This window comes from Pantoea sp. X-Soil-ISGK-421 (assembly GCF_059730785.1).
In genome coordinates this window covers 3,154,842-3,169,811 of sequence record NZ_AP035979.1, presented here as the reverse complement: position 1 = coordinate 3,169,811, position 14,970 = coordinate 3,154,842, and the positions used below count along the sequence as shown (strand labels likewise).

The following is a 14,970-nucleotide window of genomic DNA, read 5'->3' as shown; positions in this document are numbered from 1 at the left end:
GGAGCAGAAAATGAGTCAGACACCGAAAATCATATCGCTGCAGGTCATTCCGGTGGCCGGTTACGACAGTATGTTGCTCAACCTGAGTGGCGCGCATTCGCCGTTCTTCACCCGCAATATCGTTATCATTAAAGACAATGCCGGTCATACCGGTGTGGGTGAAATTCCGGGCGGCGAAAAGATTCGCCAGACGCTGGAGGATGCAGAGGCGCTGGTGGTGCAGAAAACCGTTGGCGAATACAAAAACATCCTCAATCTGGTGCGCAGCACCTTTGCCGACCGCGATTCCAGCGGGCGCGGCAACCAAACCTTCGACTTGCGCACCACCATTCATGTGGTGACCGGTATTGAAGCGGCGCTGCTTGATCTGCTGGGGCAGCATTTGGGGGTTAACGTGGCCTCGCTGCTCGGCGATGGGCAGCAGCGCGACCGCGTAGAAATGCTCGGCTACCTGTTCTACGTCGGCGACCGCAAGAAAACGTCGCTGCCGTATCAGAGTCAGGAACATGACAAATGCGATTGGTATCGCCTGCGCCATGAAGAAGCGCTGACGCCGGATACAGTGGTGCGGCTGGCGGAAGCGGCTTATGAAAAATATGGCTTTAACGATTTCAAACTGAAAGGCGGCGTGCTGCGCGGTGGTGAAGAGGCCGAAGCGGTGACGGCGCTGGCGAAGCGTTTCCCCCAGGCGCGTATCACGCTCGATCCTAACGGTGCCTGGTCGCTGAACGAAGCGATTCTGCTCGGTAAGCAGCTGAAAGGTGTGCTGGCGTATGCGGAAGATCCGTGCGGTGCTGAGCAGGGCTATTCCGGTCGCGAAGTGATGGCTGAGTTTCGTCGCGCCACCGGCATGCCGACCGCCACCAATATGATCGCCACCGACTGGCGTCAAATGGGCCACACGCTGTCGCTGCAATCGGTCGATATCCCGCTGGCCGATCCGCACTTCTGGACGATGCAGGGTTCGGTGCGCGTGGCGCAAATGTGCCACGACTTCGGCCTGACTTGGGGCTCGCACTCTAACAACCACTTCGATGTATCACTGGCGATGTTTACCCACGTCGCCGCCGCCGCGCCGGGCGCGATTACCGCTATCGATACGCACTGGATTTGGCAAGAAGGCAATCAGCGCCTGACCAAAGAGCCGTTCCAGATAAAAGGCGGCATGGTGCAGGTGCCGCAAAAACCGGGTCTCGGCGTTGAGCTGGATATGGATCAGGTCATGCAGGCTAATGCGCTGTATCAGAAACACGGTCTGGGCGCGCGCGATGATGCGCAGGCCATGCAGTTCCTCGTACCGAACTGGACCTTTGATAACAAGCGTCCATGCCTGGTGCGCTAACTTTTCCGGCTCCCCGCGCGGGAGCCTGCTGTGACCGACAGGAGTGAAGACAATGAGCAATGCCTGGCCGAATAATTTTCGTCGCCGTCTGCTGGCAGGAGAAACCCTGATTGGCAGCTGGTGTGCGCTAGCTAACCCCCTTACCACCGAAGTACTGGGCCTGGCGGGCTTTGACTGGCTGGTACTGGATGGCGAACACGCACCGAACGACATCACCACTTTTGTGCCGCAGCTGATGGCGCTGAAGGGCAGTCACAGCGCGCCGGTGGTGCGTCCGCCGTGCAATGAACCGATCATCATTAAGCGTCTGCTGGATATCGGCTTCTACAACTTCCTGGTGCCGTTCGTGGAAACCGAGGAAGAAGCGATTCGCGCGGTCGCGTCCACCCGCTATCCGCCGGCTGGCATACGCGGTGTCTCGGTTTCACACCGCAGCAACATGTACGGCACGCTGCCGGACTACAACAGCACCATCAACGACAACATTACGGTGCTGGTGCAGATCGAAACCCAACAAGCGGTGGACAACATTGATGCTATCGCCGCGGTGGAGGGTGTCGATGGCATCTTCGTTGGGCCAGGCGATCTCTCGGCAGCGCTCGGCTATCTCGGCCAGCCCGCGCATCCCGAAGTATTGAAAGTGATTAAACACGTGTTTGAACGCGCTAAAGCAGCGGGGAAACCCAGCGGCATTCTCGCCCCGGTCGAAGCCGATGCGCGCCGCTATCTGGAGTGGGGTGCCAGCTTTGTCGCGGTAGGCAGCGATCTGGGTGTATTCCGTAATGCCACGCAGGCGCTGTGTGACAAATTTAAAAAATAACTGACTGAGAGGAAAGGCAATGAAAATTGGATTTATCGGCCTCGGCATCATGGGCAAACCGATGAGTAAAAACCTGGTGAAAGCCGGTTATTCGCTGGTGGTACGCGACCATAATGTCAGCAACGAAGCAGAGCTGGTGGAGCTGGGCGCTACCGTGGCGAAGACGCCAAAAGAGGTCGCCGAGCAGGTGGATGTGTTGATCACTATGGTGCCGAATTCGCCGCAGGTAAAAGAGGTGTGCCTCGGCGCCAACGGCATCATCGAAGGGGCGAAGCCGGGCCTGATCGTTATCGACATGAGCTCCATCGCGCCGTTGGCCAGCCGTGAAGTGCATGATGCGCTGGCGGCAAAAGGCATCAAAATGCTGGATGCACCGGTAAGCGGCGGTGAGCCGAAAGCGATCGAAGGTACGCTATCGGTGATGGTGGGTGGCGATAAAGCCGTATTTGACCAGTGCTACGACATCATGAAAGCGATGGCGGGTTCGGTAGTGCATACCGGCGATATTGGTGCGGGCAACGTTACCAAGCTGGCCAATCAGGTGATTGTGGCGCTTAACATCGCAGCGATGTCGGAAGCGCTGTCGCTGGCAACCAAAGCGGGTGTGAATCCTGAGCTGGTATATCAGGCGATTCGCGGCGGTCTGGCGGGCAGCACGGTGCTGGATGCCAAAGCGCCGATGGTGCTGGATCGTAACTTCAAGCCGGGCTTCCGTATCGATCTGCATATTAAAGATCTGGCGAATGCGCTGGATACCTCCCACGACATTGGTGCGCATCTGCCGCTGACCGCTGCCGTAATGGAGATGATGCAAGCGCTGAAGGTAGACGGACAGGGCACTTCCGACCATAGCGCACTGGCCTGCTATTATGAAAAATTAGCGAAAGTTGAGATCACCCGGTAGTGCAATCGTCCGGCATCTGCGGATGCCGGACGGCTCGCTATCTTCGCAGGACGGATGTCCGTCATCAACCGCGCTGGATTGCCTATGAAAATTGTCATCGCACCGGATTCATATAAAGAGAGTTTATCCGCCCTGGAAGTGGCTTCGGCGATTGAAGCGGGTTTCCGCGAGATTTTTCCTGAAGCTGACTACGTGAAAATACCGGTTGCCGACGGTGGTGAAGGCACGGTTGAAGCGATGGTGGCGGCAACGCAGGGAAACATTGTCAGGCTGACGGTTACTGGACCGCTCGGCAAGCCAGTGGAGGCGTTCTACGGTTTATCTGGCGATGAGCGTACCGCGTTTATCGAAATGGCGGCGGCCAGCGGGCTGGAGTTAGTGCCTGCAGCACAGCGCGATCCGCTGATTACCACCTCGTTCGGCACCGGCGAGCTGCTCAAAGATGCGCTTGATCGCGGTGTCGATCACATCATCATCGGCATTGGCGGCAGCGCCACCAACGATGGCGGTTCTGGCATGATGCAGGCGCTGGGCGCGCATCTGCTGGATGAGCACGGCAAGGAAATTGCCTATGGCGGCGGTGCATTGCCGCAGCTGGCGCGCATTGATATCGAACAGCTGGATCCGCGTATTAAGCAGTGCCGCTTTGAGGTGGCCTGCGATGTCAGCAATCCACTCACCGGTGAAAAAGGCGCTTCGGCGATATTCGGCCCGCAAAAAGGTGCGACGCCGGAGTTGGTGCAGCAATTGGACAAAGCACTGGAACATTACGCCACCCTGATTCATCGCGATCTGGATATTGATGTTTTACACATTGATGGCGGCGGTGCGGCAGGCGGCATGGGCGCGGCGCTGCATGCGTTTTGCCAGGCCGAATTACGCAGCGGTATTGAGATTGTCACTGAAGCCCTGGGTCTGGCCGAACAGGTGAAAGATGCCGATTTGGTGATTACCGGCGAAGGGCGCATTGATAGTCAAAGCATCAACGGCAAGGTACCGATTGGCGTGGCAAAAGTTGCGAAGCAGTTTAATAAGCCGGTGATTGGCATTGCCGGAAGTTTAACCGCGGATGTCGGCGTGGTGCATCAACATGGGCTGGATGCGGTGTTTAGCGTACTGTTTGGCATCTGCACGCTGGAGGAGGCGCTGGCCAATGCGGCGCAGAACGTACGCCTGACAGCGCGCAATGTGGCCGCGGTCATCAAAGCGGGCAAAGGGTTATAAGTCGGTCGCCATGAATGGCGACCCTACAGATGCCGTCGTAAGGGCGGCATTTATGCCAACCGGGTCCATCACCGCACGCAATTAACCCAACGCCAATAACTTCCGCGCCTCACGCGCCACGTTTGCCATCTCATCGCTCAACTCCAGCAACTCCGGCTCCAGCGCTTCGATATCACTTTCCTGATGCAAACTCTTCTCCAACTGCTGACACAACTGCTTCAGGCGCGGTACGCCGCTGTAGCTGGCGCTGCCGTGCAGCTTGTGGATAATCTCCCGCAATCCCATCACATCATTACTCGCTATCGCACTCTCAACGCGCGCTTCGACTTCCGGCAGGAAATCGAGCAGCATTTGCAGCAGATCGCGGGCTAAATCAGGTTTGTTGGCGGCCTGACGCAGCGCTAATGTCCAGTCCAGCGATGGCGCTACTTCCGGCTGTTGCGGCTGCGGCGTGACTCGGTTTGGCGCGTAACGCTGCAGCAGCTGGCTCAATTTGTCCTCGTCAATCGGCTTTGCCAAATAGTCGTTCATGCCAGCGTTGATGAGCTGCGCACGTTCGCCATCCAGCGCATGGGCGGTAACGGCAACAATCGGCGTGGTGGCATGCAACGGCAGGCCGCGGATGATTTCGCTGGCGCGGATGCCATCAATATCCGGCATCTGAATGTCCATCAGAATCACGTCCAGCTTGTGCAGTCGCGCCTGGCGAATCGCCTGCTCGGCGTTATCACACAGAATGATGTGCTGCACCTGTTCCTCCAGCAACGCGCCAATCAGTTTCAGGTTGGCAGGATTATCATCCACCGCCATCACCGTCAGCGGTTGGCGTGTCCCGCGTGGCAGCGCATCGCTTTGCCAGTCATGTAAGTCCAGCAGCATCGGCAGCAAGCGCGTCAACGAAATCGGCTTGGCGATACAACCGGCAATCCCGCGAGCCCGCAGTTCGTCGGCAAACAGCATCATTTCACTGGGTAGCGCCAGCAGTACCGAATCGGCACGCGCATGCAAACGGTTAATTAACGCATCCGGCAGCGTCGCGGGATGCGGTTCAGTTACCGGCCATCCCATCAGCAGAAGCGGGAAGTGCGTGTCGGGCATCTCATCCAGGCTGGAGAAATGCTGCACTTGCAGCGGCGTGATGCTTAGCATCTCCTGCACCGCTTTCGCCACCGCCGGGTGCGGCTCGATATAAGCCAGCGGCGTGGCGCGCAGATCGTCCAGCATGCGTGGAATGGCTGGCGCATTCGGATTGAGATCGAGATGAATGTGTACCCAGAAAGTCGAACCCTGGTTCGGACGGCTGTGGAAGGCAATTTCACCGCCCATTTCGCTCACCAGTTTCTGCGTGATGACCAGCCCTAAACCGGTACCGCCATGACGCCGTGTGATACTGGCATCGGCCTGGCGAAACGCCTGGAACAGCTGCGACTGTTGCTGTTCGGCGATGCCAATGCCGGTGTCATGCACCTGAATCTCCAGCTCGACGCGCGTGGCGCTGATGCTGCGTAACTCAACGCGTAAATCGATATGTCCGTGCTCGGTGAATTTAATCGCGTTGCCAATCAGGTTGATCATGATCTGCTGCAGACGCAGCGGATCGCCAATCACATTGTCCGGCACCTGTTTTTCCAGGCAGACGGTAATTTCCAGTCCTTTGTCATGGGCGGACGGTGCCAGCAGCACCAGCGTCTCATCCAGCGTGGCGCGCAGTGGGAAGGGGATAGACTCCAGCACCAGCTTGCCGGCTTCCAGTTTCGAAAAATCGAGCACGTCGTTAATGATGCTTAGCAGGTTATTCGCCGAACGCTCGATGGTGCTCATGTAGTCGCGCTGGTTGGTGCTCAGTCCGGTTTTCAGCATCTGGCGGGTAAAGCCGATCACGCCATTGAGCGGCGTACGCAGCTCATGCGACATGTTGGCGAGAAATTCCGATTTGATACGCGCCGCTTCCTGCGCGCGCTTCTTCGCCAGATCCAGCTCCACGTTCTGAATCTCCAGCTGTTCCAGCGTTTCGCGCAGATCGTAAGTGGCCTGATCGATGTTCTGCTGCATCTCTTCGTGATATGCAGTAAGCGACATCGCCATCGCATTGATACCGTTCTTAAGAATACTCAGTTCGCCCAGCATGTAGCCATCCACGCGACTGTCCAGCTGGCCGCGGCGAATGCGGTCAACGGTGGTAACCATATTGCGAATCGGGCCGGTGACATCGCGCATCAGGCGATAAGCAAACAGCATGGCGATGCACAGGCAGAACAGCAGCAGCAGCGTGGCGACAAACACCTCTTTGTACTGCTCCAGCCGCACCGATTGCAGATCTAACTCGATCGCCACATAACCCAGCGGATTCCCCGACGGTTTAGCGTCTTCGCCCGGCAACTCATCCACTGAATAGCGTTCAGAAATGATCGGCGTGCGCAGAATCATAATCGTGCCCTGGCGCTCAACCGAGACCCCATCTTCCAGCGTTGAGATATCCTCTTTTTGCAGCAGCGCCAGATTTTGATTGTTATTTGAGGTGACGTAGACGTGATTGTTATTGTCGAAAATGGTGATGGCACGGACAATATTGGAATGGCGGCGGTGCAGCAGGCTCACTAATTCGCGAATCGCATCGCGGTTGTGCCACGTCATACTGTATTCACTGGAGACGGCCAGGGGTTCGATAATATTCGCCCCCGCGTCATGTACCTGATGCTGTAATTCGTTGTAGCGGTGAACCACGAAGAAGGTACTGAGCAGCAAGCCAATCATCAGCGTTGGCGCCAGTATCAAAATCATCATTCGCGCCCGCAGGCTATATTTGGTCATAATTGTGGCCTGGCGACTCCTGACATTTTTTCCCTGTGCGAGCGCTGTTAACGGCTGCACACCCAACTAAAGTAGAGATTTCACAATACTATGGCGCAATTTTACTCTGCAAAACAGCGTGTGACGACCAAGGCGCGCATAACCGTCACCATCGAAGACCTCGATCCTTTTGGGCAAGGTGTTGCGCGCCATAAGGGCAAGACGATGTTTATCAGCGGCGCGCTGCCCGGTGAACAGGCTGAAGTGACGGTGTTTGAGGATAAAAGTAAGTACGCGCGCGCCAAAGCGAACAAGATTCTTAATCCCAGCCCACAGCGGGAAAAACCGCGCTGTGTCCATTTCGGTGTATGCGGCGGTTGCCAGCAGCAACATGCTGCGGTGGCCTTGCAGCAAGAGAGCAAAGCGCGCGCATTAAGCCGCATGTTAAGCCGAGAAGCGCCGCTGCCGGTCAAGGTTGATGAGATCATTAGCGGCAGCGCGTGGGGTTATCGTCGTCGGGCGCGTTTAGGCCTGCAGTGGCAGGCGAAACAGCAGCGCCTGCAAATGGGGTTTCGTCAGGCGGCGAGCAACGATCTGATTGAACTGAAGCAATGCCCGGTTTTGGTGCCCGAACTTGAGGCGTTACTCCAGCCATTGCACCACTGTCTCAGCGATTTGCAGGCGGTCAGACGTTTGGGCCACGTCGAATTGGTGCTGGCCGATAATGGCCCGCTGATGGTGTTGCGTCATCTTGATGCATTATCTGCAGGCGACCGCGCAAAACTGGAACGCTTTTCGCATGAGCAGCAACTGTCGCTCTATCTGGCTGATGGCAGTGAAAGTTTGCAGGCGCTCAATGCGCGCGAACCTTTTTATCACTCGTTGAATTTACCGCTATCCTTTAGCCCGCAGAATTTTATTCAGGTCAACGATGGCGTGAATCAGCAGATGGTCGCCACCGCCATCGAATGGCTGGATTTGCAGCCAGAGGATCGTGTGCTGGATTTGTTCTGTGGCATGGGAAACTTCACTTTGCCGCTAGGAAAATTCGTACAAAATGCTGTAGGTGTGGAGGGTGTTGCAGCATTAGTGCAGCAGGCAGCGTATAATGCTGAGCAGAATAATCTTGGGAATGTTCGCTTCTTCCAGCACAACCTGGAGGAAGATGTAACGCGTCAGCCGTGGGCGACGCAGGGATTTAATAAGGTGTTACTGGATCCAGCGCGTGCTGGGGCCGCGGGCGTAATGGCGCATGTGGTTAAACTTGCGCCGGAACGTGTGGTCTATGTTTCCTGTAACCCGACAACGCTGGCGCGTGACAGTCAAACATTGCTGTCAGCGGGCTACCATTTGGAAAGGGTCGCGATGCTGGATATGTTCCCCCATACCAGTCATCTCGAATCCATGGTGCTATTTAGCAAAGCATAAGCGGTGTCCACATCGCTGTGGCAGGAGAGGATATGGTTGCGGTTAGAAGTGCGCATTTAAATACGGCGGGCGAATTTGCCCTCGACCAGTGGATCGCCAGTTTAAGTATCAACAATCCGCAATCCTGTCAGCGACTGGCGGATGCATGGCGCTACTGTGAAGCCGAAACGCACAACCATCCTGATCAAGCTCTGCTGCTGTGGCGTGGCATTGAGATGGTGGAAATTCTTACCATGCTCAGCATGGATATCGACAGTCTGCGCGCCGCACTGCTGTTCCCCCTTGCCAATGCCGATGTGGTGAGCGAAGAGGATCTTGAGAAAGCGTTTGGCAAAGAGATTGTGATGTTGGTGCACGGCGTGCGCGACATGGATGCCATTCGCCAGCTGAAAGCCATTCACAACGATTCGATGGCCTCCGAGCAGGTGGATAACGTACGCCGCATGCTGCTGGCAATGGTGGAAGATTTCCGCTGCGTGGTTATCAAGCTGGCGGAACGCATCGCCCATCTGCGTGAAATGAAAGACGCGCCAGAAGATGAGCGCGTACTCGCGGCGAAAGAGAGCACCAATATCTACGCGCCGCTGGCCAACCGCCTGGGTATCGGTCAACTCAAATGGGAGCTGGAAGATTACTGCTTCCGCTATCTGCATCCCGATGAATACAAACGTATCGCTAAGCTGCTGCACGAGCGCCGTATCGATCGTGAAGGCTATATCGAAAGCTTCGTCGCCAACCTGCGCGCTGAGATGCAAAAAGAGGGCGTGCGTGCCGAAGTCTATGGTCGGCCGAAACACATCTACAGCATCTGGCGCAAGATGCAGAAGAAATCGTTAGCGTTCGACGAGCTGTTTGACGTGCGCGCGGTGCGTATCGTGGCTGAGCGTCTGCAGGATTGCTACGGCGCGCTCGGTACGGTGCATACGCTGTTTCGCCATCTGCCGAGCGAGTTTGACGACTACGTCGCTAATCCGAAGCCCAACGGTTATCAATCGATTCATACCGTGGTGCTGGGGCCGCAGGGCAAAACGGTGGAGATTCAGATTCGTACGCGTCAGATGCACGAAGATGCTGAATTGGGCGTGGCGGCACACTGGAAGTACAAAGAAGGCCCAACGTCCAGCAATGCGCGCGGCGCAGCAGGACATGAAGGGCGCATCGCCTGGCTGCGTAAGCTGATCACCTGGCAGGAAGAGATGGCTGATTCTGGCGAGATGCTGGAGGAGGTGCGCAGTCAGGTATTTGACGACCGCGTCTATGTATTTACCCCGAAAGGTGATGTGGTCGATCTGCCGGCGGGCTCAACGCCGCTCGACTTCGCCTACCACATTCACAGCGATATCGGTCACCGCTGCATTGGCGCCAAAATCAGCGGGCGCATCGTGCCGTTTACCTATCAGCTGCAGATGGGCGATCAGATTGAAGTGATCACCCAGAAACAGCCGAACCCCAGCCGCGACTGGCTGAATCCGAACCTAGGCTACATCACCACCAGCCGCGGTCGCTCGAAGATTCACGCCTGGTTCCGCAAGCAGGATCGTGACAAAAATATTATTGCTGGTCGCCAGATTCTGGAAAGCGAACTGAACCAGATGGATATCAGCATGCGCGAGGCGGAAAAACTGTTGCTGCCGCGCTATAACGTCAGTTCACAGGATGAGCTGCTGGCGATGATTGGCGGCGGCGATATTCGCCTCAATCAGATGGTGAATTTCCTGCAGGCCAGGCTCAACAAGCCGAGCGCCGAAGAGGAAGATCGCGAGGCGTTGCGCCAACTGACGCAGAAGTCGCATGCGCCGTCTTCACGCAAAGAGAGCGGTCGCGTGGTGGTGGAAGGGGTGGGCAATCTGCTGCACCACATCGCACGCTGCTGCCAGCCGATTCCCGGCGACGATATTGTTGGCTTTATTACCCAGGGACGCGGCATCTCTATTCACCGCGCCGACTGTGACCAGTTAACTGAGCTGATTTCGCATGCGCCGGAACGTATCGTGGATGCCGTATGGGGCGAGGATTACTCCAGCGGTTACTCGCTGGTGGTGCGCGTCACTGCCAACGATCGTAGCGGCCTGCTGCGCGATATCACCACTATTCTGGCTAACGAGAAGGTCAATGTACTTGGCGTCTCCAGCCGCAGCGATACCAAAAAACAGCTGGCGACGATTGATATGGATATTGAGATCTATAACCAGCAAGTACTCGGACGCGTTCTGGCGCGTCTCAATCAGGTGCCGGATATTATCGACGCGCGCCGTTTGCACTGATTTCCAGGTCGCCATGAATGGCGACCTTTTTACATACCAGCCCCAAAGGATCCTCTCATGACGCCCTTAAACCGCCTGCTCACCATCATGCAAACCTTGCGCGACCCGGAGCGCGGCTGCCCGTGGGATCGTCAGCAAACCTTTGCCTCGATCGCGCCCTACACGCTGGAAGAAACCTACGAAGTGATCGATGCCATTCAGCGTGAAGATTTTGCCGATCTGCGTGGTGAACTCGGTGATCTGCTGTTTCAGGTGGTGTTCTATGCGCAGATGGCGGATGAGCAGCAGCGCTTTAACTTCGACGACATCTGTAACGCCATCAGCGACAAACTTGAGCGCCGTCATCCGCACATTTTTGGCGATGTTCAGGTCGAAACCAGCGAAGACGTGCTGAAAAACTGGGAAGCGATTAAGCACAGCGAGCGCGCGGAAAAATCGCAGCATTCCGCGCTGGATGACATCCCCAAAGCGCTGCCGGCATTAATGCGTGCGCACAAAATTCAGAAGCGTTGCAGCACGGTGGGATTTGACTGGAATAATCTCGGCCCGGTGCTGGATAAAGTGCATGAAGAGATCGATGAAGTGATGCACGAAGCGCAACAAGCGGTGGTAGATAATGACAAGCTGGAAGAGGAAATCGGTGATTTGCTGTTTGCCACCGTCAATTTGTCGCGTCATTTAGGCAGCAAAGCTGAAGTCGCTTTGCAGAAAGCTAACGATAAATTTGAGCGCCGCTTCCGCGAGGTTGAAGCCATCATTGCCTCACAGGGGTTGGCGATGAGCGATGCCACGTTGGATCAAATGGAAACAGCCTGGCAGCAGGTGAAAGTGAATGAGAACAAGCAGTAAGCGAATCTGGCGATTATTCCAGCGCTGCGCATAAATTCGCCGCTCGAGCTTACTCGATTCAGCCTTGCAGCGACTTTGTGACGTACATCAACATTTCACACCATGCTATCCGCTATGTTACCGGCTTACCTGTGGAGGACGATGGTGTGATTCATCAATTGTGGCTTAAGACGACTTCAAGTATACTATTTTCCCGTCTTGGTTATTCCACCGTCTTTAAACCTAAACTCTCAGGTTCAGCATGACAACGAATTATATTTTTGTGACCGGCGGGGTCGTTTCCTCTCTGGGCAAAGGCATTGCCGCAGCCTCCCTCGCAGCCATCCTTGAAGCACGTGGTCTTAATGTGACCATCATGAAACTCGATCCGTACATCAACGTCGATCCGGGTACCATGAGCCCAACGCAACATGGTGAAGTGTATGTCACCGATGATGGGGCCGAAACCGATCTGGATTTAGGTCACTACGAGCGCTTCATCCGCACTAAAATGTCGCGCCGCAACAACTTTACGACCGGTCGTATTTACTCAGAAGTGCTGCGCAAAGAGCGTCGCGGTGACTATCTGGGCGCCACGATTCAGGTTATCCCGCACATCACCAATGCCATCAAAGAACGCATCATTGAAGGCGGCGAAGGCCATGACGTCGTTCTGGTTGAGATTGGCGGAACCGTGGGTGATATCGAATCGCTGCCGTTCCTCGAAGCGATTCGCCAGATGGCGGTCGATGTCGGTCGTGAACACACCATGTATATGCACCTGACGCTGGTGCCGTATATGGCGGCCGCAGGCGAAGTGAAAACCAAGCCAACCCAGCATTCAGTGAAAGAGCTGTTGTCGATCGGGATTCAGCCAGACGTGCTGATTTGCCGTTCTGACCGCGCTGTGCCGGCTAACGAACGCGCCAAAATTGCGCTGTTCTGTAACGTGCCGGAAAAAGCGGTTATTTCCCTGAAAGATGTGGATTCCATCTACAAAATTCCAGGCATGCTGAAATCGCAGGGTCTGGATGATTACATCTGCAAGCGTTTCAATCTGAACGCACCGGAAGCGAACCTGGCCGAATGGGAACAGGTTATTTACGAAGAAGCCAATCCGGGCGGCGAAGTTACCATCGGTATGGTCGGCAAATATGTCGAGCTGCCGGATGCGTACAAGTCAGTGATTGAAGCGTTGAAACACGGTGGACTGAAAAATCGCGTCACCGTGAATATCAAGCTGATCGACTCACAGGATGTTGAAACGCGTGGTGTCGAATTACTGAAAGATCTCGATGCTATCCTGATCCCTGGCGGCTTCGGCTACCGCGGTGTGGAAGGCAAGATGATGACGGCGCAATACGCCCGTGAGAACAACGTGCCTTACCTGGGTATTTGCCTGGGCATGCAGGTTGCGCTGATGGAATTTGCCCGCAACGTTGCCGGTATGGAAGGCGCGAACTCTACTGAATTTGTGCCAGACTGTAAGTATCCGGTGGTTGCGCTTATCACCGAATGGCGTGACGAAGAGGGCAACGTTGAACAACGTACTGAGCAGAGCGATTTGGGCGGCACCATGCGTCTGGGCAGCCAGCAGTGCCAGTTGACGCCGGAAAGCAAAGTGCGTCAGTTGTACGGTTCTGAAATCATTACCGAACGCCACCGTCATCGTTACGAAGTAAACAATATGTTGCTGAAGCCGATTGAAGCGGCGGGTCTGCATATTGCAGGTCGTTCTGGCGACGATCAGCTGGTTGAGATCATTGAGATCCCGAATCATCCGTGGTTTGTTGCCTGTCAGTTCCACCCGGAATTCACGTCGACCCCACGCGATGGTCATCCGCTGTTCGCTGGCTTTGTGAAAGCCGCGCAGGAGCACCAGAAGCGTTTAGCGAAGTAAGTTTCACGAGCAACGCGCGAACTTTTCGCGCGTTGCTTGTCTTAGGATTGACTAACTTGTACTGAGGAAAATCGAATGTCCAAAATCGTAAAAGTCATCGGTCGCGAAATCATCGACTCCCGTGGCAACCCAACTGTAGAAGCAGAAGTGCATCTGGAAGGCGGTTTCGTTGGTCTGGCTGCTGCGCCATCAGGTGCATCTACCGGTTCTCGCGAAGCACTGGAGCTGCGTGACGGTGACAAATCTCGTTTCCTGGGCAAAGGCGTAACCAAAGCGGTTGCGGCTGTTAACGGTCCTATCGCTAACGCGGTAACCGGTAAAGATGCCAAAGACCAGGCGAACATCGATAAGATCATGATCGAGCTGGACGGTACTGAGAACAAATCTAACTTCGGTGCTAACGCCATTCTGGCGGTTTCACTGGCTGCTGCTAAAGCCGCTGCTGCCTCTAAAGGCCTGCCGCTGTACGCACACATCGCTGAACTGAACGGCACCCCGGGCAAATACTCTATGCCGCTGCCAATGATGAACATCATCAACGGTGGTGAGCACGCCGACAACAACGTCGACATCCAGGAATTCATGATTCAGCCCGTTGGCGCGCCAACCCTGAAAGAAGCGATTCGCATGGGTTCTGAAGTCTTCCATCACCTGGCGAAAGTGCTGAAGTCTAAAGGCATGAGCACCGCAGTGGGTGACGAAGGTGGCTACGCGCCAAACCTGGGTTCTAACGCCGAAGCGCTGGCTGTTATCGCTGAAGCGGTAAAAGCTGCAGGCTACGAGCTGGGCAAAGACATCACCCTGGCGATGGACTGCGCAGCATCTGAATTCTACAAAGACGGCAAATATGTGCTGGCTGGCGAAGGCAACAAAGCCTTCACTTCAGAAGAGTTCACTCACTTCCTGGAAGACCTGACCAAACAGTACCCAATCGTTTCTATCGAAGATGGTCTGGACGAATCTGACTGGACTGGTTTCGCATACCAGACCAAAGTGCTGGGCGATAAAATCCAGCTGGTGGGTGACGATCTGTTCGTAACCAACACCAAAATCCTGAAAGAAGGTATCGATAAAGGCATCGCTAACTCCATCCTGATCAAATTCAACCAGATCGGTTCACTGACCGAAACTCTGGCTGCAATCAAGATGGCGAAAGATGCTGGTTACACCGCGGTGATTTCACACCGTTCAGGTGAAACCGAAGACGCAACCATCGCTGACCTGGCGGTAGGTACTGCGGCTGGCCAGATCAAAACCGGTTCTATGAGCCGTTCTGACCGTGTTGCTAAGTACAACCAGCTGATTCGTATCGAAGAAGCGCTGGGCAGCAAAGCACCGTTCAACGGTCTGAAAGAAGTTAAAGGCCAGGCGTAATCGCCTGAGTATGCTGCCTGCGGGCAGCATCGTCTGAATTAAGCCCCGCCTTGTGCGGGGCTTTTGCTTTTATTTGGCACGAAGCAGCTGTTACTC

At 55.4% G+C, this 14,970-nt stretch carries 10 protein-coding genes; 9 read left to right on the top strand and 1 reads right to left on the bottom strand.

The genetic code is table 11. From position 1 onward, the window contains the following. Positions 1–10 precede the first annotated feature (10 nt). From gudD to AC6I8K_RS14740, 4 genes are all read left to right on the top strand, one after another. Positions 11–1,342 carry a glucarate dehydratase gene (gudD, locus tag AC6I8K_RS14755; RefSeq protein WP_483816036.1) on the top strand — a complete coding sequence of 444 codons (1,332 nt, stop codon included), beginning with the start codon at positions 11–13 and terminating at the stop codon, positions 1,340–1,342. A gap of 52 nt (positions 1,343–1,394) precedes the next feature. Continuing rightward, positions 1,395–2,162, top strand: a complete 768-nt coding sequence (gene garL, locus AC6I8K_RS14750; protein ID WP_064738031.1) for a 2-dehydro-3-deoxyglucarate aldolase — start codon at positions 1,395–1,397, stop codon at positions 2,160–2,162. 19 nt (positions 2,163–2,181) lie between these two features. Continuing rightward, positions 2,182–3,066, top strand: a complete 885-nt coding sequence (gene garR / locus AC6I8K_RS14745) for a 2-hydroxy-3-oxopropionate reductase (RefSeq protein ID WP_483816035.1) — start codon at positions 2,182–2,184, stop codon at positions 3,064–3,066. 84 nt (positions 3,067–3,150) lie between these two features. Then, positions 3,151–4,290, top strand: coding sequence for a glycerate kinase (locus AC6I8K_RS14740; RefSeq protein WP_497826953.1), 1,140 nt, complete (start codon positions 3,151–3,153; stop codon positions 4,288–4,290). Positions 4,291–4,371: 81 nt separating this feature from the next. Here the strand turns inward: AC6I8K_RS14740 and barA are convergent, their stop codons facing one another. Further along, the gene (gene barA / locus AC6I8K_RS14735; protein ID WP_483816033.1) at positions 4,372–7,101 is read right to left on the bottom strand and encodes a two-component sensor histidine kinase BarA; all 2,730 of its coding nucleotides are present in this window, start codon (positions 7,099–7,101) and stop codon (positions 4,372–4,374) included. Positions 7,102–7,191: 90 nt separating this feature from the next. On the opposite strand from barA, the gene rlmD reads away from it, so the two are divergent. The 5 genes from rlmD (at position 7,192) to eno (ending at position 14,874) form a co-directional block, all read left to right on the top strand. Beyond that, on the top strand, positions 7,192–8,508 hold the full coding sequence (rlmD, locus tag AC6I8K_RS14730; protein WP_483816032.1) for a 23S rRNA (uracil(1939)-C(5))-methyltransferase RlmD: 1,317 nt from the start codon (positions 7,192–7,194) through the stop codon (positions 8,506–8,508). A gap of 32 nt (positions 8,509–8,540) precedes the next feature. Next, a complete protein-coding gene (relA, locus tag AC6I8K_RS14725) occupies positions 8,541–10,772 on the top strand; it encodes a GTP diphosphokinase (protein ID WP_064738026.1) in 2,232 nt (743 codons plus the stop codon). Positions 10,773–10,829: 57 nt separating this feature from the next. Next, entirely contained in the window at positions 10,830–11,621 is a 792-nt protein-coding gene (mazG, locus tag AC6I8K_RS14720; RefSeq protein ID WP_497826952.1) for a nucleoside triphosphate pyrophosphohydrolase, read from the top strand. Positions 11,622–11,862: 241 nt separating this feature from the next. Continuing rightward, positions 11,863–13,500 carry a glutamine hydrolyzing CTP synthase gene (pyrG, locus tag AC6I8K_RS14715; protein WP_064738024.1) on the top strand — a complete coding sequence of 546 codons (1,638 nt, stop codon included), beginning with the start codon at positions 11,863–11,865 and terminating at the stop codon, positions 13,498–13,500. 75 nt (positions 13,501–13,575) lie between these two features. Beyond that, on the top strand, positions 13,576–14,874 hold the full coding sequence (eno, locus tag AC6I8K_RS14710; protein WP_497826951.1) for a phosphopyruvate hydratase: 1,299 nt from the start codon (positions 13,576–13,578) through the stop codon (positions 14,872–14,874). Positions 14,875–14,970: the final 96 nt, after the last annotated feature.